Origin of the sequence: Nocardioides sp. NBC_00368 (genome assembly GCF_036090055.1) — a bacterium.
Lineage (GTDB): Bacteria > Actinomycetota > Actinomycetes > Propionibacteriales > Nocardioidaceae > Nocardioides.
This window is the reverse complement of the sequence record NZ_CP107970.1, coordinates 431,543-451,808: the sequence shown is the minus strand read 5'-3', so window position 1 is coordinate 451,808 and position 20,266 is coordinate 431,543. Positions and strand designations below refer to the sequence as shown.

Sequence of the window (20,266 nt, the reverse complement as noted above, 5' to 3'; positions counted from 1 at the left end):
CTCTGACATGAGCGACAACCGGTTTCAGGCCAAGCGCGCCACCCGGACCGAGATCCCCCGACCCAAGAAGGGCGAGGGTCAGTGGGCCCTCGGCTACACCGAGCCGCTGAACAAGAACGAGGAGTCGAAGAAGAACGACGACCCGCTCAACGTTCGCGACCGGATCCTCTACACCTATTCCAAGCGTGGGTTCGACTCGATCGACCCGGCCGACATGCGCGGCCGCTTCCGCTGGTTCGGTCTCTACACCCAGCGCAAGCCCGGGATCGACGGCGGCAAGACCGCCATCCTCGAGGAAGAGGAGCTCGACGACCGCTACTTCATGATGCGGGTCCGCTCCGACGGCAAGCTCCTCTCCCCCGCCGCGGTGCGCACCCTCGGTCAGATCGGCGTCGACTTCGCCCGGGACACCGCCGACATCACCGACCGCGAGAACATCCAGTACCACTGGATCGAGATCGAGAACGTCCCGGAGATCTGGTCGCGCCTGGAGGAGGTCGGGCTGCACTCGACCGAGGCCTGCGGCGACTCGCCGCGTCCGTTCCTCGGCTCGCCGGTCGCCGGCGTCGCCGCCGACGAGATCATCGACGGCACCTCGGCGCTGCGCGAGATCGAGTCGCGCTACCTGGGCGACCCCGCCTTCTCGAACTTCCCGCGCAAGTTCAAGACCGCGCTGACCGGCCACCCCTCCCACGACGTGGCGCCCGAGATCAATGACATCGCCTTCGTCGGCACCGTCCACCCCGAGTACGGCCCCGGCTTCGACGTCTGGGTCGGTGGCGGCCTGTCCACCAACCCGCGCCTGGCCGAGAAGCTCGGCGTGTGGGTGCCGCTCGAGGAGGTCGCCGACGTGTGGGCCGGAGTCGCCGGCATCTTCCGCGACTACGGCTACCGCCGGCTGCGCTCGCGGGCGCGGCTGAAGTTCCTCGTCGCCGACTGGGGCAAGGAGAAGTTCCGCGAGGTGCTCGAGAACGAGTACCTCGACCGCGAGCTGGTCTCCAACCCCTCCCCCGAGTCGCCGCTGGGCCACCGCGACCACGTCGGCATCCACGACCAGAAGGACGGCAAGAAGTACGTCGGGCTGGCCCCGATCGCCGGCCGCATCTCCGGCACCCACCTGGTCGAGCTCGCCGGCGTCATGGAGAAGTTCGCCGTCGAGGGCGCCCGGCTCACTCCGTACCAGAAGATCGTGCTGATCGGGGTCTCCCCGGAGGTGGTCGAGGACCTGGTCACCGAGCTCGACGCCATCGGCTTCTCGGCCCGGCCCTCCAACTGGCGGCAGAACACGATGGCCTGCACCGGCATCGAGTTCTGCAAGCTCGCGATCGTGGACACCAAGGACCGCGCCCGCGACCTGATCGCCTCGCTCGAGTCGCGGTTCCCCGAGCTCGACGCCTCCATCACCGTCAACGTCAACGGCTGCCCCAACGCCTGCGCCCGCACCCAGGTCGCCGACATCGGGCTCAAGGGCCAGCTGGTCCTCGACGACGACGGCAACCAGGTCGAGGGCTTCCAGGTGCACCTGGGCGGCGCGACCGGTCTGACCGCCAACTTCGGCCGCAAGCTGCGGGCCCACAAGGTCACCTCGGCCGGGCTCGACGACTACATCTCCGCGCTGGTGGTCAACTACCTGGCCGACCGGACCGAGGGCGAGACGTTCTCGGCTTGGACCGCACGCGCCGACGAGGTGCTGCTGCGCGGCGAGAAGACCCTCACGGAGGTGCCCGCATGAGCGAGCGCGCCGGCACCCCGTTCCACTGCCCCTTCTGCGGGGAGACCGACCTGTGGCCGCACGAGGCGACGCACGGGTCCTGGGAGTGCCGCGCCTGCCTGCGGGCCTTCCAGCTGAAGTCGTTGGGACAGATCTCTCGGACCGTCACGAAGGAGGCGCACGCATGAGCGAGCGCAAGCGAGCGACAATGGGCCTCAGGCCGCCGGTTCCGTATTCTTCGCATTCCGTTACGGAGGTGGCGGCATGAGCGTCAGCACAGCAGCCGCCCGGGCCAACCGCGCGGTGGACACCGAGGGACGTACGCCCGAGGAGCTGCGCGAGATCGTCTCCCACTGGGGAGCCGAGCTCGAGCTCGCCCCGGCCGAGACGATCATCGAGTGGGCCGCCGCCACCTTCGGCGAGCGGTTCGCGATCACGTCCTCGATGGGTGACGCGGTCCTGGCGCATCTCGCCTCGAAGGTCGTGCCCGGGATCGACGTGGTCTTCCTCGACACCGGCTACCACTTCATCGAGACGATCGGCACCCGCGACGCGGTCGCGGCGACGATGCCGGTCAACCTGCTGACGATCACCCCTGTGCAGAGCGTCGCGGAGCAGGACGCGGAGTACGGCAAGGACCTCTACCGGACCGACCCCGACCTGTGCTGCGCACTGCGCAAGGTCAAGCCCCTGGCCGACTCGCTCGCCTCCTACGACGCCTGGGCCACCGGCCTGCGCCGTGCGGAGACGAAGAACCGGGTCATCGCCCCGGTCATCGGCTGGGACGCCAAACGCCAGAAGGTCAAGGTCTCGCCGATGGCGCGATGGTCCGACGAGCAGGTCGAGCGATACATCGAGGACAACGGAGTGCTCGTGAACCCGCTCGTCTATGACGGGTATCCCTCCATCGGCTGCGCGCCGTGCACCCGCCGGGTCGCCCCCGGCGAGGACCCGCGCAGCGGGCGATGGGCCGGCACCGGCAAGACCGAGTGCGGCATCCACGCCTGACCGGCAGCGCCGCCCGAAGGGCGCGAACAAACACAGACTTTCCGACTTTCCCTGCAACACCCGAAGGATGAAGACAATGGCAGCTCCCGCTCTGGTAGCCCTGGCTCACGGCAGCCGCGATCCGCAGTCCGCCGCGACCATCAACGCCCTCGTGGCCGAGGTACGCGCCCTGCGCCCCGACCTCCGCATCGAAGCCGCCTTCCTCGACCACTCCCGGCCGCGTTTCCAGGCCGTCATCGACAAGCTGGTCAAGGCCGGCCACGACGAGATCGTCGTCGTGCCGCTCCTGCTGACCGAGGCGTTCCACGCCCGCGTCGACGTACCCTCGGTCATCGCCGAGGCCACCGCCCGCCACGCCGGCCTGCGGATCCACACCAGCGCGATCCTCGGCCTCGAGAGCGTCTTCCTGCAGGTGCTCGACGAGCGCCTGCGGGCGTCGCTGAAGGCCGCCCGGGTGCGCGAGCTCGACGCCCTCGTCCTGGCCGCCGCCGGCTCCTCGGACTCGCTGGCCAACCAGTCCGTGGCTCGCCTGGCCCGGATCTGGGGTGCCCACCACAAGCTGCCGGTCGTGGCTGCGTACGCCTCGGCTGCTCCGCCCGCCACCGGCGAGGCCGTCCGCGCCTTCCGCGCCGAGGGCCGCCGCCACATCGCGGTCGGCATGCTCTTCCTGGCTCCCGGGCAGCTGCCCGACCGGGCCAAGGAGCTCGCGCTCGAGGCCGGCGCCGTCGCGGTCAGCGACCCGATGGGCGCCCACCCCGAGGTCGCCCGCACCATCCTGGCCCGCTACGCCGTCGGCGCCGTGGAGCTCGTCCCGGTCTGACCTCTGCCGAATAAGTAGTTGTGGGCGACGAAACTGTGGTTTCGTCGCCCACAACTACATTCTCGGCCGCCAGAACTGCGGTCTCGGCTGTCAGGCGATCTGGTGGGCGAAGATGCGGTCGAGCTCGGCGGCGGCGTCGGTGGTCACGCCACCGTGGACGGGTCCGGGCTGCAGGACGGTGCTCTTCGGGGCCTTGAGGAGGCCGAAGCGGGCCGACTCGTTGTCCGAGAGTGCCCGGTTGCCGTACGCCGTGGCCCGGACGCCCGCGCCGAAGCCGGCGTGAGCCGCGCCGGCGCAGATCAGGTCGACCGACTCCAGGGCCGCCCGGACCAGGGAGAGGTCGAGGCGCGGGGCGAACGTGGCGAGGCGCTGCTCGTCGAGCGTCCACCGGGCGGCGAGGAACTTCTGCTCGGGGCAGTAGAGGACGACGCCGACGTTGAGGAACTCCTCGCGCTCGGGCCGGGGTACGCAGCGGAGCACGACGTACTGGTAGGCGTCCATCACGCCCCCTGGGAGGGTTCGGCCGCGGGCAGCCACGGGCGCCCGCCGTCGAGGCGGGCACGCAGGAACGCGACGTAGCGTTCGCGCAGCGACTCCGCGGTGTCGTAGCCGGGGACCGGCTCGAGCCACTCGTCGGGTACGTCGGCGAGCACCTTCTCCAGCACCGCGTCGTCGAGGCGAGCGGCGAGGTCCTCGTTCTGGGCGAGCGCCTCGGCGCCGAAGGCGCGCAGGATGTGCTCGGAGGTGTCGAAGGGCTGCGCCGCGTAGCGCGCCGGGTCGCCGCCCCCGCCGGGCCAGACGTGGTGGAAGTAGAGCGAGGCGCCGTGGTCGATGACGTAGAGCGCACCGTTCCACAGCAGCATGTTGGGATTGCGCCAGGAGCGGTCGACGTTGGCGATCAGCGCATCCATCCACAGGATCCGCCCCGCCAGCGCCGGCTCGGGCGAGTAGGCGGCGTCGTAGCCGAACGCACCCGCCAGGAAGTCGATGCCGAGGTTGAGGCCGGCGCTCACGTTGAGGAGGTCCTGGACCTCCTCGTCGGCCTCGTAGCGCGCGATCTCGGGGTCCAGGTCGAGCACGACCTGTTCGGGGGTCGGGATGTCGAGCGCCCGGCACAGGCCGGTGACGATCACCTCCGCGACCAGCACCCGCAGCCCCTGCCCGGCGCCACGGAACTTGCACACATAGGTGCCGAGGTCATCGGCCTCCACGATCCCGGGCAGGCTGCCGCCCTCCCGGAGCGGGGTGACATACCGCGTCACCCGCACCGTCTCCAAAGTCACGAGATGGTGTCCTCTTCCAGTCGTCTCTTCTCCTCGGCGACGTCGAAGCTGGGCGCGGGCCAGTCGAGATCGAGCCCGTCCAGGGTCTCCAGGAGCAGCTCGCCGATGGCCAGGTTGCGATACCACTTCTTGTCGCTCGGCACGAGGTACCACGGAGCGTACTCGGTGTTGGTGCGCTCCAGCGCAATCTCGTACGCCTCCTGGTAGCTCTCCCACAGCTGGCGCTCGTCGACGTCTCCTGGGCTGTACTTCCAGTGCTTCGTCGGGTCCTCGAGCCGCGCCAGCAGCCGCTTCTTCTGCTCCTTGGGCGAGATGTGCAGCATGCACTTGAGGATGACGGTGCCGTCATCGGCCAGCCGCTTCTCGAAGTCGTTGATCGCGGCGTAGCGCCGCTCGACCTCCTCCGGGGCGGCGAGGGCGCGGACGCGTCCGATCAGCACGTCCTCGTAGTGCGAGCGGTCGAAGACACCGAGATAGCCGAGGCCTGGCACCGCCTTCTCGATCCGCCACAGGAAGTCCTGGGCCCGCTCCTCCTCGGTCGGCGCCTTGAAGCTGGTGATCTTCACGCCGACGGGGTCGACGAGCCCGACGGTGTGCTTCAGCACCCCGCCCTTGCCGGAGGTGTCCATCCCCTGCAGGACGAGCAGCACCCGCCTCGGGGTGTCGCTCTCCTTGGAGGCGAACAGCTTGGTCTGCAGCTCGATCAGCGTCGGGCCGAGCTCGGCGAGCACCTGCTTGCCGGTCTCCTTGTCGGCGCCGACGCCGGGGGCGGAGTTGGTGTCGTACTTCCGCAGGTCCACCGGTCCGGCCGGAAGTCGCAGCTCGTCGAGGAGGCTCATGCCACGACGATAGGCCCGCGAGCGATCGAACGGGGCGGCTCAGCCGAGAACGCGGCGTAGATCGAGCGAGCAGCCGACCATCGTGGTCGTCGAACCGTCGGGCTGGAGCTCGTCGAACCAGGTGCCCTGCTCGAAGCCCACCTTCTCGAGCATCCGCAGCGAGGCGGCGTTGCGGTGGTCGGGAGCGGCGAAGCAGGCCGTCGCGCCGGGATAGCGGCGCGGGATCGAGGTGAGCCAGACCCACGCCATCCGCGGCCCGATCCCGCGGCCGACGAAGGCCGGCTCCCCGATCGCGTAGTCGAAGCCGATCGCGTCCGGGTCGGGCGTGAGCAGCGCGTAGTCGGGCTCGTCGCTGATCCGGTAGTCCTGGCAGAAGCCGACCGAGCGCCCGTTGACCTCGATGACCCAGAAGGTCACGGGTGTCTTGCCATCGATGTCGGGCCCGTAGTTCTCCGTCACCCACTCGGGTGTGGGCTCGCCGTCGACGGCGTACCAACGGTGCACGTGCTCGGCGTTGAGCCAGCGGATCAGGTGCGGAAGGTCCCCGCGGGTCATCGGCCGCAGCGCCACCACCGGCATCGGATCGGAGGAGAACTCCTTCACCTCCCCCGAGAGGTCCACGGCGTACGCAGGCCGTCCGGCGATCCTCGTCGCCGCCGAGGCCCAGCTCTCCCCCGGGCGCGTCACCCCGCCGAGACGTTGTGTCCCGGTGTGGACGGCGACCGGTGTGAACATGACCTCAGGCTAGCGCCGAGGGGTCAGTGGGCCTGACCGCCACGGCGGTCAACCAGCGGCGGCTGGGAGGACCAGGGGAAGTCGATCCAGCGGTCGGTCTTCTTGTAGACGTAGTCGGCGTTGATCACCGTCCACGGCTTCTCGAAGATCACCGCGGTGCGAGCCTCGGCCACGTGGCCCTCGCAGAAGTCGTGCACGATCTCCAGGGTCTTGCCGGTGTCGGCGACATCGTCGGCGATGAGCACCTTCATGCCGGTCAGGTCGACCGCGGCCGGGGTCGGCGGGAGCATGATCGGGACGTCGAGACGCTCGTTGACGCCGGTGTAGAACTCCACGTTGACGGCGGACAGGTTCTTCACGTCGAGGGCGTAGCCCAGGCCCATCCCGAGGGCCAGGCCACCGCGGGCGATGGAGAGCACGATGTCGGGCTCGTAGCCGCTGTCGACCACCTTCTGGGCGATCTCGCGCACCGCGGTGCCGAAGAGTTCGTAGGTCAGGATCTCGCGCTCTTGCTGCTCACTCACAGATCGGATTCTGACACGAGACCACCAGCGTCATCTTCATCGGCGAGAGCGAGCTCCTCGCGAACGATGCCGTAGGCCACACCGGCGCCGTATCCCTTGCGGGCGAGCATCCCGACCAGGCGCCGGGTCTTGGTCTGGTCGTCGAAGCGCTCCAGCGAGCGCAGCTTGCGCCGGACCATCCGCCGGCCGGCCTCACGCTCGTCGTTCGGGTCGATCTCGTCGAGCGCCTCACGGGCCACGTCGTCATCGATCCCCTTGCGGCGGAGCTCCTGGGCGAGCGCCCGGCGCGCCAGGCCCTTTCCGGGCTGCCGGCTGGCGATCCAGGCCTTGGCGAAGGCCTCGTCGTCGATCAGGCCGACCTCTTCGAAGCGGTCCAGCAGCCGCGTCGCGAGGGCGGCCGGGACCTCCTTCTTCTCGAGCTTGTCGGCGAGCTCCTTGCGGCTGCGCGCCTGGCCCGTCAGGGCGTCGAGGAGGATCTTGCGGGCGATCGCCTCGTGGTCGGGCTCGGGATCGTTCTTGGGGTCCGCGGGGTCCGCGGGGCGGCTCTGTCGCCGACGCGACCGTGTTGGTGATCTCGACAGGCTCGATCCAACGCTCGATCCGTCGTCCGACGGGGGCGACGGTTCGGCCGAGGGGGCTTTGCCTGCCCAGGCCTCGACTCCGAGGGTGACGTCGCCCAGCCAGTCGGGCGCGGGTCGCTCGTCCACCCAGGGGTCCTGGGTGGACGAGCGGTCACGCTTGGACGAAGCCACGGGAGCTCAGGGGCCTAGAAGTCCTCGACACCGGCGGGCTCGGCCGCGGGCGTGGCCTCTGCCTCGACGGTCGGAACGACACCGAGCTTCTCCAGGATCCGCTTCTCCAGCTCGTTGGCCAGGTCGGGGTTGTCCTTGAGGAAGTTGCGGGAGTTCTCCTTGCCCTGGCCGAGCTGGTCGCCCTCGTAGGTGTACCAAGCGCCGGCCTTGCGGACCAGGCCCGCCTCGACACCGACGTCGATCAGGCCGCCCTCGCGGGAGATGCCCTTCCCGTACATGATGTCGAACTCGGCCTGCTTGAACGGCGGGGCCACCTTGTTCTTCACGACCTTGACGCGGGTGCGGTTGCCGACCATGTCGGTGCCGTCCTTGAGCGTCTCGATCCGGCGCACGTCGAGTCGCACCGAGGAGTAGAACTTCAGCGCGCGACCACCGGTCGTGGTCTCGGGCGAGCCGAACATCACGCCGATCTTCTCGCGCAGCTGGTTGATGAAGATCGCCGTCGTGCCCGAGTTGTTGAGCGCCGAGGTCATCTTCCGCAGCGCCTGGCTCATCAGTCGCGCCTGCAGACCGACGTGGCTGTCGCCCATCTCGCCCTCGATCTCGGCCCGCGGCACCAGCGCCGCGACGGAGTCGATGACGATCAGGTCGAGCGCACCCGAGCGGATCAGCATGTCGGCGATCTCCAGGGCCTGCTCACCGGAGTCGGGCTGGGAGACCAGCAGGGCGTCGGTGTCGACGCCGAGGTTCTTCGCGTATTCCGGGTCGAGGGCGTGCTCGGCGTCGATGAAGGCCACGATGCCACCGGCGCGCTGCGCGCTGGCGACCGAGTGGAGGGCCACCGTCGTCTTACCCGACGACTCCGGACCGTAGATCTCCACGACCCGGCCGCGAGGCAGACCACCCAGGCCCAGCGCCACGTCGAGCGCGATCGAGCCGGTCGGGATCACCTCCAGGGGAGCCCGGGTCTCGTCGCCCAGCCGCATGACCGAGCCCTTGCCGAACTGCCTTTCGATGTTGGCGAGAGCGGCATCCAATGCCTTCTCGCGATCACCTGCCGCCATGTTCTTTCCTTCCTGAGGAGCAGATTTCTTGCCCCTGCCTGCCGCTTGTCCACGTGTCTTCGTCGTCATCAAGGCAGACGCTAGACGGGACCACCGACAGTTTCTGAACGGGACCCTCCGGCACGGTGTTTCACGACCCCTCGCAAAGCACGAACCACGCTCCACCTGGAACCCACACTAGCCCGAACAAGCGTTCGATGTGAACACCTGTTCGGGCGTGTCGGGGCCGCCGGACCCTCAGTGGCCCTGCATCTCCATCTGCTCGGCGGGAGCCGGGTCGCTGCCGAGCTCGTCGGCGATGGAGACCGAGAGACCGCCGAGCATGAAGGTGAAGATCGCGGCCGCCAGGGCGCCGCTCGAGAACGCCGGGATGAAGCGACGGAAGCCCTGCTGGACCGGCTCGGCGCCGTGGTACTCGTGCGTCAGCGCGTGCCCCTTGCCCCGCTGCAGCAGGTAACGGTTGACCGGGAAAGCGGCCACGAAGGCGACCGTCAGCGCGATCATCATCCCGACCCAGAACACGACGTTGACCAGCCCGGCCTCCATCGCCCCCGGGATGAGTGCCATGACCAGGTTGTCGACCAGCTCCATGGTCGCGATCGAGAGCGTGTCGGCCGCGAGCACGACACTGAGCGCCGCGCCGAGGGCCAGGCCCGACTTCAGCAGCGGCAGGGTCGAGAGGGCGTAGCCGAAGAAGAACGCCAGGGTGACGGCCAGGGCGATCGTCCACCCCGCGCTGAGGCCGATCGCGGTGCCGATCATCAGGCCGGCGATCTCGCCGATCGCGCACCCGGTGAGGCAGTGCAGCGTCGCGCTGGCGGCCATCGCGTTCACGCCGCCCCCACCGTGGCCGCCGTGCCCGGAGTGTGCCGAGTGGTCGGCGTGCTCGGCGTGCTCGCCGTGACCCTCGTGCATCGAGTGCTCATGTCCGGCCTGCACGTGCTCGTCATGCGACTTCATGTCGCTCCCTTGCTCGATCGTTCGTCTGCCTACAGGCAATTCATACCCCATGGGGGTATACGGTCGCAAGCGATATCCACCCCGCACGCCCGCTTTGTCCAACCGCACGCGACTCCTTAGGGTGTGCGTTGTGTGGACGGCAGCACGACGACAGCGGACGACCCGGTCGGCCGCACGCACCGGTCTGCTGGCGGCGGTGCTGATCACGGTTGCCGGCCTGCTGGGCATGCATGCGCTGAGTCTGCACGGCACCCGCACCGACGGCGAGCACGCCACGCTGCGCCTGCCCGCCGCCCACGTGGGGCACACGCACGCCCTCGACCATGCCGACCACGGAGCCGCCGGCCACACCGGGCAGCCCGGCGACGACGGGCACACCGCGATGATGCTCTGCGCGGCGTTCCTGCTCGCTGCCGGCGCGCTGCTCCTGAGCGGGCTGTGGCGACGTACGGCGGCCTGGTGGTCCCCCCGGGCACGCCGCCGGGCCCGTACGGCCGGGCCCGTGCTCCTCGTCAGCCGTTCGGCGACCGGGCCACCGCCGGAGTGGGAGTTCTCCGTCATCAGGTGCTGAGCGGGCCCTGATCCACCCGCGACCGGGACGCACCCGGTTCGGCAGGTGGGTCGACGACGCCCGGAAACAGCACATGACAAGGAGAAACAACAGATGCGTACGCAACGTCCTCTCATCCGCGCGACCTGGGTCGCCACCGGCCTGGCCGTGCTTCTGACCCTGTCCGGCTGCGGCGGCGGCGAGGAGGCCGAGGCCCCGCAGAAGCTCTCGGAGACCGAGCACAACAAGGCCGACGTCGCCTTCGCGACCGACATGATCCAGCATCACGCCCAGGCGATGGCGATGGTCGACCTGACCATGGATCGTAAGCTCGACCCCGAGGTCCAGGAGCTGGCCGATGAGATCCGGGCAGCCCAGAGCCCCGAGATCGAGACCATGTCGTCCTGGCTCCAGGAGTGGGGCGAGGAGGTGCCCTCGACGATGCGCGACCACGTCAACGGCGGTCACGAGGGCCACGGCGACGAGGACAGCAGCATGTCCGACTCGATGGAGGGCATGGACGCCGACATGCCCGGGATGATGTCCGCCGAGGACATGGACGCCCTGGAGAGCGCTTCTGACGCCGAGTTCCAGGACATGTGGCTGGAGATGATGATCGAGCACCACGAGGGTGCGGTCGAGATGTCCGAGTCCCAGCAGGACGAGGGCCGGTTCAAGCCGGCCGTCGACCTCGCCGGCACCATCATCGAGACCCAGTCGACCGAGATCGACACGATGGAGAAGATCCTCGGCTGAGGCCCGGCCAGCGGGCAGGGTCGCCTGAGGCCCTGCCCGCGCGGTCAGGCCGCGCGATCAGCCCGACGGGCCACGTACGCAGCCCCGAACAGCACCGCGACCAGCAGGATCGTGCCGAGCGCGAGTGCCGGATACCCGGCCACGTCGACGACGACACCCGAGACCGCCCCGGCGGCCGCCGCGGCGACGCCCATGATCAGGTCGGCGCTGCCCTGGACGTCGGCACGCACCTCGAGCGGGGTGTGGTCGGCGACGGAGGTGGCGGCCGCGATCGTGGCCAGCGACCAGCCGAGACCGAGCAGGAAGAGCCCGGCGAAGATCCGCCCCGAGCTCCCCTGCGGCGCCGCGGCGCACAGCACCAGGGCCACCAGGAGCACCCCGCCACCGAGCGCCATCACGTCGGCCCGGCCGACGCGGTCGGCGAGCCAGCCGGCGACCGGCGCGAAGGCGAACATGCCCAGGACGTGCCCGCTGATCACCAGCCCGATGATCTCGAGCCCGGCCCCGCCGTGCTCCATGTGGAGCGGCGTCATCACCATCACCGCCACCATGGTGGCGTGCGCCGCAGCCTGCCCGGCCACGGCCGCGGCGAGCGCGGGCCGCGCCCGGATCACGGCGAGCGCCCGGCGCCAGCTGGTGGTCTCGACAGGCTCGACCACCGGTGAGGACTCGACCACCGGTGAGGACTCGGCGACCGGTGCACTTTCTCGGGCGACCAGCAGCGGGTCAGGCCGCAGGAAGACCCCGACCACGAGCGCGGCGGCCAGCATCCCGATCGACCCGAGCGCGAACGGCCCGGTGAGCACCGGGATCCCGACGGCGTCGGAAAAGGCCTCGGCCACACCGGTCAGATTGGGGCCGAGCACCGCGCCGAAGGTGGTCGCCCAGACCACGAGCGAGAGCGCCCGCGCCCGGCTCGTCGCAGGTGCCAGGTCGGTGGCCGCGTAGCGCGCTCCGTTGTTCGCCGCGGTGGTCGCGCCCAGCAGCACCGCGCCGACCAGCAGCAACGTCATCGAGCCCACCACGCCGGCCAGGACCGCCAGCAGTCCGCCGGCCGCCCCGAGCAGGTAGCCCGCCAGCAGCCCGAAGCGGCGCCCGCGGGCGTCCATCACCCGCCCCAGGACGTACGCAGCCACCGCCGCGCCCAGCACCTGGGTCGTCTGGGAGAGGCCCGCCATGGACTCCGAGCCGGACAGGTCGCGAGCCAGCAGGGATGCGGTCGCGATGCCGATGGTGATCCCCATCGCACCGACCGCCTGGGTGGCGACCAGGGTGAGGATGGTGCGCTTCTGGACCGCGGCCACCGCGGTCGGGGCCACCAGCGTCACCGCTCACGCGCCGGCAGCTCCAGGGCCTTCCAGACCGCGGCCCAGACCTCCTTCGGCGGCACACCCTCGTCGAGCGCCTCCTGAGCGGTGCGCCCGCCCAGGTCGCCCATCACGAACTGGCGTGCCCACGCCCGCGAGTAGCCCTCGCCGAGCGCATCGTCCATCCGCGACCAGAACTCCGTGTGTCTCATCGCCCCGAATGCTACTCAGCCGGGCTCAGCCGCGCCGACGGGCGAGCACGTCGAGCCAGACGTCACCGAGCCGGCCATCGGCGTGCCCGACCTCGAGCACCTCCCAGCCGGCCTCGTCCAGCGCCGCCCGCAGCGCGGGCTCGCGCCAGTAGACGAAGAGCCGGGGCGCCTCGACGTGGCCGCGGTTGGTCCACTCCTCGCTGTCGCCCTGCTTCATCGACACGTGCAGCGCGCCGCCGGGGCGGGTGACCTCCGCGAGCCGGCCCAGCACCGTCGCGAAGTCGTCGCGGGCCACGTGCAGCAGCGTCGCCGAGGCCCAGACCGCGGCGTAGGGGACGTCGGGGTGGACCGGGTCGCGCAGGTCGTCGGTCAGCGGGTCGAGGCAGGCCGCGGCGTACCCCTGCTTCCGCAGGTGCGCCACGAACCCCTCGCTGATGTCGGTGCGCCGCACCCGCACTCCCCCGGCCTCCAGCGCCTTCGCGTCGTGGCCCGGCCCGGTGCCGATCTCGAGCACGTGGTCGCCGGGCTCGAGCTCGGCCAGGAACCGGTCGAGGATCGAGCGGTTCTCCTCGGAGAACGAGGTGGCCTCGACGTACGTCGCGACGCTGGCGTCGTAGGCGGCGACGGTCGCCTGCTTGGCGGCCGAGCGTACGTCCCACAGGTGGTGGACGACGTCGTGGAGGTGGTAGCGGCCCAGCGACTCGACGCTGAACGCGTCGCCGTTGGACCGGATCCCGCGGCGGCCCCAGGCGTCCGGCGGGACCTTCTCGTAGATCGTGGCCACCGCGTCCGCGGCGTCCATCAGCTCCTCGGCCACGACCGCCGGGTCCTGGCTCGCGTAGTCGTCCTCGCGGGCGGTCACGTCCTGGTCCCAGTTGGCGAACCGTGGCTCGTCCTCGGCCAGCATCAGCCGCAGCCGCTCGCCGAAGACGCGGTGGACGTCGCGTACGTGCGCTCCGTACTCCAGGGCCGACCACACGCCCGGCCGTGGTCGCTCGCGCGCGTTCTCGGCGGCGAGGTAGACCTCCCAGTAGGTCGCGTTGTCACGCACGATCTCGGGGAGCTGGTCGGCGGTCACGGCACCGGCGACGAAGCCACACTCCGGGCAGGGCCGGTCGAGGACCCAGGTCCAGTCCTTGGTGTCGGGTGTGATCGCGTCATGGGTCATGGGTCAATCCTGACGGTCCGCCCCGGCCGCCACGAGGGAGATCCTGCCTATGAGACGCGAGATGCTGCCCCTCAGGTGAGGAGTAGGGAGTCGAGCCGCCGCCGGACGACCGCGAGCCCGATCGCGCCGAAGGCCAGCAGGTAGACGACCGAGACCAGCGACCCCCACGACGGCACCCCGAGGGTCAGCTCGCGGCAGAGCACGACGCCGCGGTAGAGGGGCGTGACCTCCACGACCCAGCGGAGCCAGTCCGGGTAGGCGGTGACCGGGAAGAAGGTGGCGCTGAACAGGAACATCGGCATCATCGCGAGGGTGATCTTCTCGAAGTCCTGCCAGGAGGTCATGTAGGTGGTCAGGGCCATGCCCACGGCCCCGAAGGCCGAGCCGATCAGCAGCGCTGCGGGCACGACCAGGATCGCCCACCAGGAGTGCACCAGGTCCATCGCGAGCATGATCACCAGGAAAGCCGCGACGTAGATCCCGCTGCGCAGCTGGTTCCAGAGGATCTCGCCGACGGCGATGTCGACCGTGCGCAGCGGCGTGGCCAGCATCTGGTCGTAGAGCTTGTTGTATTTCAGCTTGAAGAAGAAGTTGAACGTCGCGTCCAGCAGCGCCCCGTTCATCGCCGAGGCCGCGATCATCCCGGGTGCGACGAAGTCGCGATACTCGATCGGCTCGCCGGCGTAGGTGAACCCGGTGACGATCGCGCCGACGCCGATGCCGATCGAGAAGAGGTAGAAGACCGGCTCCAGGAAGCCGGTGACGAACACGAGCCACGCCCGCCGGTAGACGAGGATGTTGCGCCACAGCAGCAGCCGGGCGGCCTCGCCGCCGCGCAGCGGACGGGCGACGGCGGTGCTCACCGCGGCGTTGAGGATCGCCATCTCAGGAGACCAGCCTTTCGGCGAGCTTGCGGACGGCCAGCCACCAGCACACGGCGGCCAGGATGCCGAGGTAGGCGACGTGGATCGCGACCATCCCCCAGTCGAGCCGGCCGAGGGTGAGCATCCGGGTCAGGTCGACGCCGTGCCACAGGGGCGAGGCCATCGCGACCCCTTCCAGCACCGGGCCGAGGTTGCCGATCGGGAAGAAGGTGCCGCTGAACAGGGTCAGCGGGATCATCCCCAGCCGGAAGATCAGCGCGAAGGACTCCTCGCCCTTGATCGAGAGCGAGAACAGCAGCACCGGCGTGGCGAAGCCCAGCGCCACCAGCCCCTGCACCAGCCACGCGGCCAGCACTCCCCAAGCCGACTCGAAGACCCCGAAAGGAGCCAGAACCAGCAGGAACACCCCGCAGGCGAACAGCGAGCGCAGCACCACCCAGCCGAGCTGGGCCAAGACGATGTGGGACGGAGCGAGCGGGGCGGCGATCATCGAGTAGTAGATCCGCTGCCACTTGAGCATGCCCATGACGGGATAGGTGAGGTCGGAGAAGGCGATGGTCATCGCGTGGGCGGCGACCATGCCGGGCGCCACGAACGCCAGGTAGGTCGAGGCACCCTCGAGCGTGGCCGGGTCGGCGTCGATGAACCCGCCCAGCAGCACCCCCAGCGCCAGGACGTAGAAGAAGGGGGTCACGAAGGTGGTGATCACCCCGCCCTTCCAGGTGCGCGCCAGGACCGTGAGCCAGTAGTCGCCCATCCGCAGGGCACCGGCGACCAGCCCCGAGGGCGCCGTCGGCGCGGTGGCCGGGCCCGTGTCGGCGTAGTCGGCCATCAGTCCACCAGCGTCCGGCCGGTCAGGTGCAGGAAGACGTCCTCCAGCGAGGAGCGCCGCACCAGAGTGGCCACCGGAGCGAGGTCGCGGCTGTGGACGGCCTCGATGACTGCCTCGCCGTCGTCGCTGTAGAGCAGCAGCCGGTCGGGCAGCACCTCGACCCGCTCGGCGAGGTCCTCGACCTTGGCGGCGAGCGCCTCGTGCTCGCCGACGCCGAAGCGCAGCTCGGCGACCTCGCGGGTGGAGTGCTCCTGGATCAGCCCCAGCGGCGTGCCGTGGGCCACGATCCGGCCCTGGTCCATCACCACGAGCTCATCGCACAGCTGCTCGGCCTCGTCCATGTAGTGGGTGGTCAGCAACAGGGTCACGCCCGCCTGCTTGAGACGGAAGAGCCGGTCCCAGATGACGTGGCGGGCCTGCGGGTCCAGGCCGGTGGTCGGCTCGTCGAGCACCAGGATCTCGGGCCGGTTGATCAGGCTCCGGGCGATGGTCAGCCGCCGCTTCATCCCGCCGGAGAGGTCGTCGACCTTCGCCTTGGCCTTCTCGGTGAGCTGGACGAAGTCGAGCAGCTCCTCGATCCTGCCCTTGACCTCGGCTCGCGGCAGCCCGAAGTAGCGGCCGTAGACGTAGAGGTTGTCGTAGACGTTGAGCTCGACGTCGAGGGTGTCCTCCTGCGGGCACACCCCGAGCCGCGCCTTGATCTTCGGCCCGTCCTTGGCCGGGTCCATCCCGAAGACCCGCAGCTCTCCCCCTGACGGCGGCGAGACGCAGCAGATCATCCGCATCGTCGAGGACTTGCCGGCGCCGTTGGGCCCCAGGAAGCCGAAGGCCACCCCGGGGCGCACCGAGACGTCGATGCCGCGCACCGCCTCGAAGTCGCCGAACGACTTGCGCAGCCCACGCGCCGAGATCATCAGCTCTTCACCCACGTCGGCAAAGACTAGATGCGGGCGCCGACAGTTTCGAGCGAGTTCGGGTCGGTGGCTACCGGTCCTGCTGCTTCTGGCGCCGGTTGTAGTCGCGCATCCGCTGCGGTACGCCGACCACGGCCGCGTCGTAGGACGGGACCCCGTGCTTGTTGGCGAACTTGTGCGCCCACTGCGCCGACGGCACCCGCCGCCTGGTCCACTCACCGTCATGGGCGACCAGCAGCAGGGTGACCTCGCTGACGACGGTGCGCGGCTCGACGAACCCCTCGACACCCCGTCGGGTCTCGATGAACTGCTCGAGATGCTTCTGGTCGGTGGAATCCGAGGCGCGTACCCGGGTGGATCCGGTGTAGCTCTCGCCGGTGGGACGGCTCATCCGCGTCCCGCGGCGCCGAAGACGATCGAACAGGCTCACGCATTTATTGTGCCTCCCGGTTCCCAACACGCGCCTCGATAAACCTGTTGGGCGGCCGCTCCGCGCTCGCCTATCTTGGAGCCTTTGACCCCACGCCCGATCGATCACCCGGCCGCCACGGAGAAGCGATGAACCAGCCATGCCCATAGACGGGACAACTGACGAGAAAGCCAACCCCGACCACCTCGGCGAGCTCGACGCGGAACGAGCCCATCTGGACGCCTCCCGGCAGGACCTGGCCCGGATGCGCCGGAGGGTCGAGTCCCTGGACTCCTCCGACGCCGGCAACTGGGTCAGCGCCGAGATCCTCGACGCGACGCTCGCGCACCGGCTCGAGCAGCTCGCGGACGACCCGGAGGTGCCGCTCTTCTTCGGCCGGATCGACCGGACCGCGGCCGCGGGAGCCGAGTCGTTCCACGTCGGGCGCCGCCACATCACCGACAGTGCCGGCGACCCGATGGTGGTCGACTGGCGGGCACCGGTCAGCGTCCCGTTCTACCGGGCGTCGCGGACCGAGCCGATGGGGCTGGCGCGGAGGCGGCGCTACGGGTTCTCCCACGGGGAGCTGACCGCCTTCGAGGACGAGTCGTTGACCGACGCGGGACCCACCCAGGAGCACTCGGCGATCCTCGAGGCGGAGATCGAACGGCCGCGCGTCGGGCCGATGCGCGACATCGTGGCCACCATCCAGCCCGAGCAGGACGTCCTGGTCCGCGCCGACCTGTCGCGGACGATCGTCGTGCAGGGTGCGCCGGGCACCGGGAAGACGGCGGTGGGGCTGCACCGGGCGGCGTACCTCCTCTACGCGCACCGCGACCAGCTGACCCGGCGCGGGGTCCTGATCGTCGGCCCCAACGCCTCGTTCCTGCGCTACATCCGCGACGTGCTCCCGGCGCTCGGCGAGATCGAGGCCAAGCAGGCGACGATCGCCGAGCTGGTCGCCATCCACGGCACGGTCCGCACCGAGGAGAGCGCTGCCGCTGCCACGCTCAAGGGTGACGTACGCATGGCCGAGCTGCTCCGCCGGGCGGTCTGGTCCCATGTCGGCGAGCCCGACGAGGCCTTGGTCGTCCCGCGCGGGTCGCGACGCTGGCGGGTGCCGGCCTCGGAGGCGCGCGAGGCGGTGGAGGGGCTGCGTGCCAACGATCTCCGGTACGCAGCGGGCCGGGCCCTGCTCCCGCGCGCCCTGGCCCACCGGGTGCTCGTGCAGATGGAGCGATCCGGCGACTCCCCCGACGACCGGGTGCACGACGCGGTGGCGCGGACGAAGCCGGTCAAGGACTATGCGACCGCGCTGTGGCCGGACCTCAAGCCGGCCCGGGTGCTGTTCCGGCTGTTCACCGACGCGGCGTGGCTGGCGGAGGTGGCCGCCGGCGTGCTCGACGAGGCGGAGCGGGAGACGCTGCTGTGGGAGAAGCCGCCGCGGTCGGCCGGCGCGGCCCGCTGGTCGCTGGCCGACCTGGTGCTGCTCGACGAGATCGCCGACCTGCTCGACCGTACGCCGTCGGTGGCCCACATCGTCGCCGACGAGGCACAGGATCTCTCCGCGATGATGCTGCGTGCCCTCGGCCGCCGCTCGACGACGGGGTCGCTGACGATCCTGGGCGACCTCGCCCAGGCGACCACGCCGTGGGCCTCGTCCTCCTGGGCCGACGCCCTGGCCCATCTCGGCAAGCCCGACGGCCATGTCGAGCAGCTGACCCGTGGGTTCCGGGTGCCGGCCGACGTGATCGCCTACGCCGCCCGCCTCCTGCCCCACATCGCTCCGGACCTGGAGCCGCCGGTCGCGGTGCGCCGGGCGCGCGGCGACCTCACCTTCACCTCCGCGACCGTCGTGGAGGCGCTCGAGACCGCGTTGGACCGGCCCGGGTCGGTGGGGCTGATCGTGCCCGACGCCGCGCTGGCGACGGTGCGCGCCGAGCTGACCGAGGCGGGGCTCGCATTCGCCGAGGTCGCCCTCGGTGAGCTCAGCGCGGCCGACGAGGAGACCGAGTTCGACGCCCATCTGGACCTGGTCCCCGCCTCGCTGGCGAAGGGTCTCGAGTTCGACCACGTCGTCGTCTCCGACCCCACGGCGATCGTGGCCGGCGAGCCCGACCGCGAGACCGGCCTGCGCCGCCTCTACGTCTGCCTCACCCGTGCGGTCACGTCCCTGGTGGTGCGCCACGACGGCCTCCCCGAGGAGCTCGGACCCGAAGAACTCACTGGCGTCCCGCAGAGCGATGATGCGAAGGTGGACGCATGATCGAGACCCGCCCCGATCCGTTGGTGAAGGCCGAGTGGCCGCTGCGCACCGAACGACTCGTGATCCGGCGGATGACGCCGGCCGACATCGAGCCGACCTGGGCCTTCCGGGGTCTCCCCGAGGTGGCGGAGTGGGTGACGAGCGCGTTCCCGGACATCGACGCCTACCGCAGGATCTTCGAGCGCCCCGACGTCATCGGACCCGCCCTGGTGATCGAGCGCGAGGGCGTCATCGTCGGCGACCTCATGCTGCGGATCACCGACCCGTGGTCGCAGACCGAGGTGCGCAACCAGGCCGACGGCACCCAGGCCGAGCTCGGCTGGACGATCGACCCCGCCCACCAGGGCAACGGCTACGCGACCGAGGCCGTACGCGCCGTGCTGGACGTCTGCTTCGGCCCTCTCGCACTGCGGCGCGTCGTCGCCGAGTGCTTCGCCGACAACGAGGCCTCTTGGCGGCTCATGGAGCGCCTCGGGATGCGCCGCGAGTCCCACACGGTCAAGGACTCCCTGCACCGCACCCGCGGCTGGCTCGACGGGCTCTCCTACGCGATCCTGGCCGAGGAGTGGGCCGCTAGAGCCTGAGGGCCGCCTCGACCGCCGCCTCGCAGTGCAGCCGGGTCGTCGGGAACAGCGGCACACCTGCGTACGCCTCCATCGGCAGCAGCAGCTCGATCTCGGTACAGCCGAGGATGACGCCCTGGCAGCCGGCGGCGACCAGCCGGTCGACGACCTCGAGGTAGGCCTGGCGGGAGCTGTCCAGGAACGTCCCCAGACACAGCTCCTCGTAGATGATCCGGTGCACGGTCTCCTGGTCCGGCTCGGTGGGGACGACGACCTCGAGACCGTGGCTCCGGAGCCGATCGGCGTAGAACGGCTGCGACATCGTGAAGCCGGTGCCGAGGAGCCCCACCCGTCCGACCCCCGCCGCGCGCACCGCGGCCGCGGTCGTGTCGCCCAGGTGCAGGAAACGATCCCCGTACGTCTCCTCCAGCGCCCCGGCCACCTTGTGCATCGTGTTGGTGGCGAGCACGATCACCTCCGCCCCGGCGTCGCTCAGCGTCGCCGCCTCCTCGGCCAGACGCGTCCCGGCCCGCTCCCACTCGCCGGCGACCTGCATCTCCTCGATCTCCGCGAAGTCCACCGAGCGTACGAGCAGGTCGGCCGAGTGCAGCCCGCCGAGCCGCTTCGCGGTGATCTCGTTCAGCAGGCGGTAGTACTCCGCCGTCGACTCCCAGCTCATCCCACCCAGCACACCGATCCGTCGCATGCC

24 protein-coding genes are annotated in these 20,266 nt (G+C 70.3%); 8 read left to right on the top strand and 16 right to left on the bottom strand.

Going from position 1 to position 20,266, the window contains the following annotated elements:
• Nucleotides 1–7: 7 nt before the first annotated feature.
• From OG984_RS02140 to OG984_RS02125, 4 genes are all read left to right on the top strand, one after another.
• On the top strand, nt 8–1,732 hold the full coding sequence (locus OG984_RS02140) for a nitrite/sulfite reductase (RefSeq protein ID WP_328530030.1): 1,725 nt from the start codon (nt 8–10) through the stop codon (nt 1,730–1,732).
• Nucleotides 1,729–1,899 (top strand): hypothetical protein, encoded by a 171-nt coding sequence (locus OG984_RS02135; RefSeq protein WP_328530029.1) that lies wholly within the window; start codon nt 1,729–1,731, stop codon nt 1,897–1,899. Before OG984_RS02140 ends, OG984_RS02135 begins: the two co-directional genes overlap by 4 nt.
• Nucleotides 1,900–1,975: 76 nt before the next feature.
• Nucleotides 1,976–2,719 carry a phosphoadenylyl-sulfate reductase gene (locus OG984_RS02130; protein WP_008357240.1) on the top strand — a complete coding sequence of 248 codons (744 nt, stop codon included), beginning with the start codon at nt 1,976–1,978 and terminating at the stop codon, nt 2,717–2,719.
• A gap of 76 nt (nt 2,720–2,795) precedes the next feature.
• Nucleotides 2,796–3,539, top strand: coding sequence for a sirohydrochlorin chelatase (locus OG984_RS02125; RefSeq protein ID WP_165111098.1), 744 nt, complete (start codon nt 2,796–2,798; stop codon nt 3,537–3,539).
• A gap of 90 nt (nt 3,540–3,629) precedes the next feature.
• Here OG984_RS02125 and OG984_RS02120 read toward each other — a convergent pair whose 3' ends face one another.
• The 8 genes from OG984_RS02120 to OG984_RS02085 form a co-directional block, all read right to left on the bottom strand.
• Entirely contained in the window at nt 3,630–4,040 is a 411-nt protein-coding gene (locus OG984_RS02120; RefSeq protein ID WP_008357243.1) for a DUF3037 domain-containing protein, read from the bottom strand.
• On the bottom strand, nt 4,040–4,822 hold the full coding sequence (locus OG984_RS02115) for a HipA family kinase (RefSeq protein ID WP_328530028.1): 783 nt from the start codon (nt 4,820–4,822) through the stop codon (nt 4,040–4,042). The genes OG984_RS02120 and OG984_RS02115 overlap by 1 nt, the downstream gene beginning before the upstream one ends.
• The gene (locus OG984_RS02110; RefSeq protein WP_328530027.1) at nt 4,819–5,661 is read right to left on the bottom strand and encodes a PPK2 family polyphosphate kinase; all 843 of its coding nucleotides are present in this window, start codon (nt 5,659–5,661) and stop codon (nt 4,819–4,821) included. Before OG984_RS02110 ends, OG984_RS02115 begins: the two co-directional genes overlap by 4 nt.
• 39 nt (nt 5,662–5,700) lie before the next feature.
• Complete coding sequence (locus OG984_RS02105) at nt 5,701–6,396, bottom strand: GNAT family N-acetyltransferase (RefSeq protein ID WP_328530026.1); 696 nt, start codon at nt 6,394–6,396, stop codon at nt 5,701–5,703.
• 23 nt (nt 6,397–6,419) lie between these two features.
• Nucleotides 6,420–6,920 (bottom strand): phosphoribosyltransferase, encoded by a 501-nt coding sequence (locus OG984_RS02100; protein WP_328530025.1) that lies wholly within the window; start codon nt 6,918–6,920, stop codon nt 6,420–6,422.
• Nucleotides 6,917–7,627 carry a regulatory protein RecX gene (locus OG984_RS02095; RefSeq protein WP_328530024.1) on the bottom strand — a complete coding sequence of 237 codons (711 nt, stop codon included), beginning with the start codon at nt 7,625–7,627 and terminating at the stop codon, nt 6,917–6,919. Before OG984_RS02095 ends, OG984_RS02100 begins: the two co-directional genes overlap by 4 nt.
• Before the next feature lie 59 nt (nt 7,628–7,686).
• On the bottom strand, nt 7,687–8,736 hold the full coding sequence (gene recA, locus OG984_RS02090) for a recombinase RecA (RefSeq protein WP_328530023.1): 1,050 nt from the start codon (nt 8,734–8,736) through the stop codon (nt 7,687–7,689).
• 237 nt (nt 8,737–8,973) lie between these two features.
• Nucleotides 8,974–9,696, bottom strand: coding sequence for a DUF4396 domain-containing protein (locus OG984_RS02085; protein WP_328530022.1), 723 nt, complete (start codon nt 9,694–9,696; stop codon nt 8,974–8,976).
• A 130-nt stretch (nt 9,697–9,826) separates the two neighbouring features.
• On the opposite strand from OG984_RS02085, the gene OG984_RS02080 reads away from it, so the two are divergent.
• Together OG984_RS02080 and OG984_RS02075 are read left to right on the top strand one after the other, a co-directional pair.
• Nucleotides 9,827–10,267 carry a DUF6153 family protein gene (locus OG984_RS02080; protein WP_328530021.1) on the top strand — a complete coding sequence of 147 codons (441 nt, stop codon included), beginning with the start codon at nt 9,827–9,829 and terminating at the stop codon, nt 10,265–10,267.
• A gap of 93 nt (nt 10,268–10,360) precedes the next feature.
• Entirely contained in the window at nt 10,361–11,002 is a 642-nt protein-coding gene (locus tag OG984_RS02075) for a DUF305 domain-containing protein (RefSeq protein WP_328530020.1), read from the top strand.
• 44 nt (nt 11,003–11,046) lie between these two features.
• Here the strand turns inward: OG984_RS02075 and OG984_RS02070 are convergent, their stop codons facing one another.
• The 7 genes from OG984_RS02070 to OG984_RS02040 all read right to left on the bottom strand — a co-directional run bounded on the left by OG984_RS02070 (nt 11,047) and on the right by OG984_RS02040 (nt 16,749).
• Nucleotides 11,047–12,321 (bottom strand): MFS transporter, encoded by a 1,275-nt coding sequence (locus OG984_RS02070; protein ID WP_328530019.1) that lies wholly within the window; start codon nt 12,319–12,321, stop codon nt 11,047–11,049.
• Between the two features lie 5 nt (nt 12,322–12,326).
• Nucleotides 12,327–12,521 carry a DUF3046 domain-containing protein gene (locus tag OG984_RS02065; RefSeq protein ID WP_328530018.1) on the bottom strand — a complete coding sequence of 65 codons (195 nt, stop codon included), beginning with the start codon at nt 12,519–12,521 and terminating at the stop codon, nt 12,327–12,329.
• A gap of 25 nt (nt 12,522–12,546) precedes the next feature.
• A complete protein-coding gene (locus OG984_RS02060; RefSeq protein ID WP_328530017.1) occupies nt 12,547–13,689 on the bottom strand; it encodes a methyltransferase domain-containing protein in 1,143 nt (380 codons plus the stop codon).
• A gap of 71 nt (nt 13,690–13,760) precedes the next feature.
• Complete coding sequence (locus OG984_RS02055) at nt 13,761–14,573, bottom strand: ABC transporter permease (protein WP_328530016.1); 813 nt, start codon at nt 14,571–14,573, stop codon at nt 13,761–13,763.
• 1 nt (nt 14,574) lies between these two features.
• Nucleotides 14,575–15,405, bottom strand: coding sequence for an ABC transporter permease (locus tag OG984_RS02050; RefSeq protein WP_328530015.1), 831 nt, complete (start codon nt 15,403–15,405; stop codon nt 14,575–14,577).
• Nucleotides 15,405–16,334 carry an ABC transporter ATP-binding protein gene (locus OG984_RS02045; protein WP_442940944.1) on the bottom strand — a complete coding sequence of 310 codons (930 nt, stop codon included), beginning with the start codon at nt 16,332–16,334 and terminating at the stop codon, nt 15,405–15,407. Before OG984_RS02045 ends, OG984_RS02050 begins: the two co-directional genes overlap by 1 nt.
• A gap of 55 nt (nt 16,335–16,389) precedes the next feature.
• Nucleotides 16,390–16,749: a hypothetical protein gene (locus OG984_RS02040; RefSeq protein ID WP_328530014.1), complete on the bottom strand. Its 360-nt coding sequence runs from the start codon at nt 16,747–16,749 to the stop codon at nt 16,390–16,392.
• 139 nt (nt 16,750–16,888) lie between these two features.
• Between OG984_RS02040 and OG984_RS02035 the strand changes: the two genes are divergently transcribed.
• Nucleotides 16,889–18,994 (top strand): HelD family protein, encoded by a 2,106-nt coding sequence (locus OG984_RS02035; protein ID WP_328530013.1) that lies wholly within the window; start codon nt 16,889–16,891, stop codon nt 18,992–18,994.
• Nucleotides 18,991–19,578, top strand: coding sequence for a GNAT family N-acetyltransferase (locus OG984_RS02030; RefSeq protein WP_328530012.1), 588 nt, complete (start codon nt 18,991–18,993; stop codon nt 19,576–19,578). The genes OG984_RS02035 and OG984_RS02030 overlap by 4 nt, the downstream gene beginning before the upstream one ends.
• On the opposite strand, the gene OG984_RS02025 is transcribed toward OG984_RS02030, so the two are convergent.
• Entirely contained in the window at nt 19,568–20,263 is a 696-nt protein-coding gene (locus tag OG984_RS02025; protein WP_328530011.1) for an aspartate/glutamate racemase family protein, read from the bottom strand. The genes OG984_RS02030 and OG984_RS02025 overlap by 11 nt on opposite strands.
• Between the last annotated feature and the right edge of the window lie 3 nt (nt 20,264–20,266).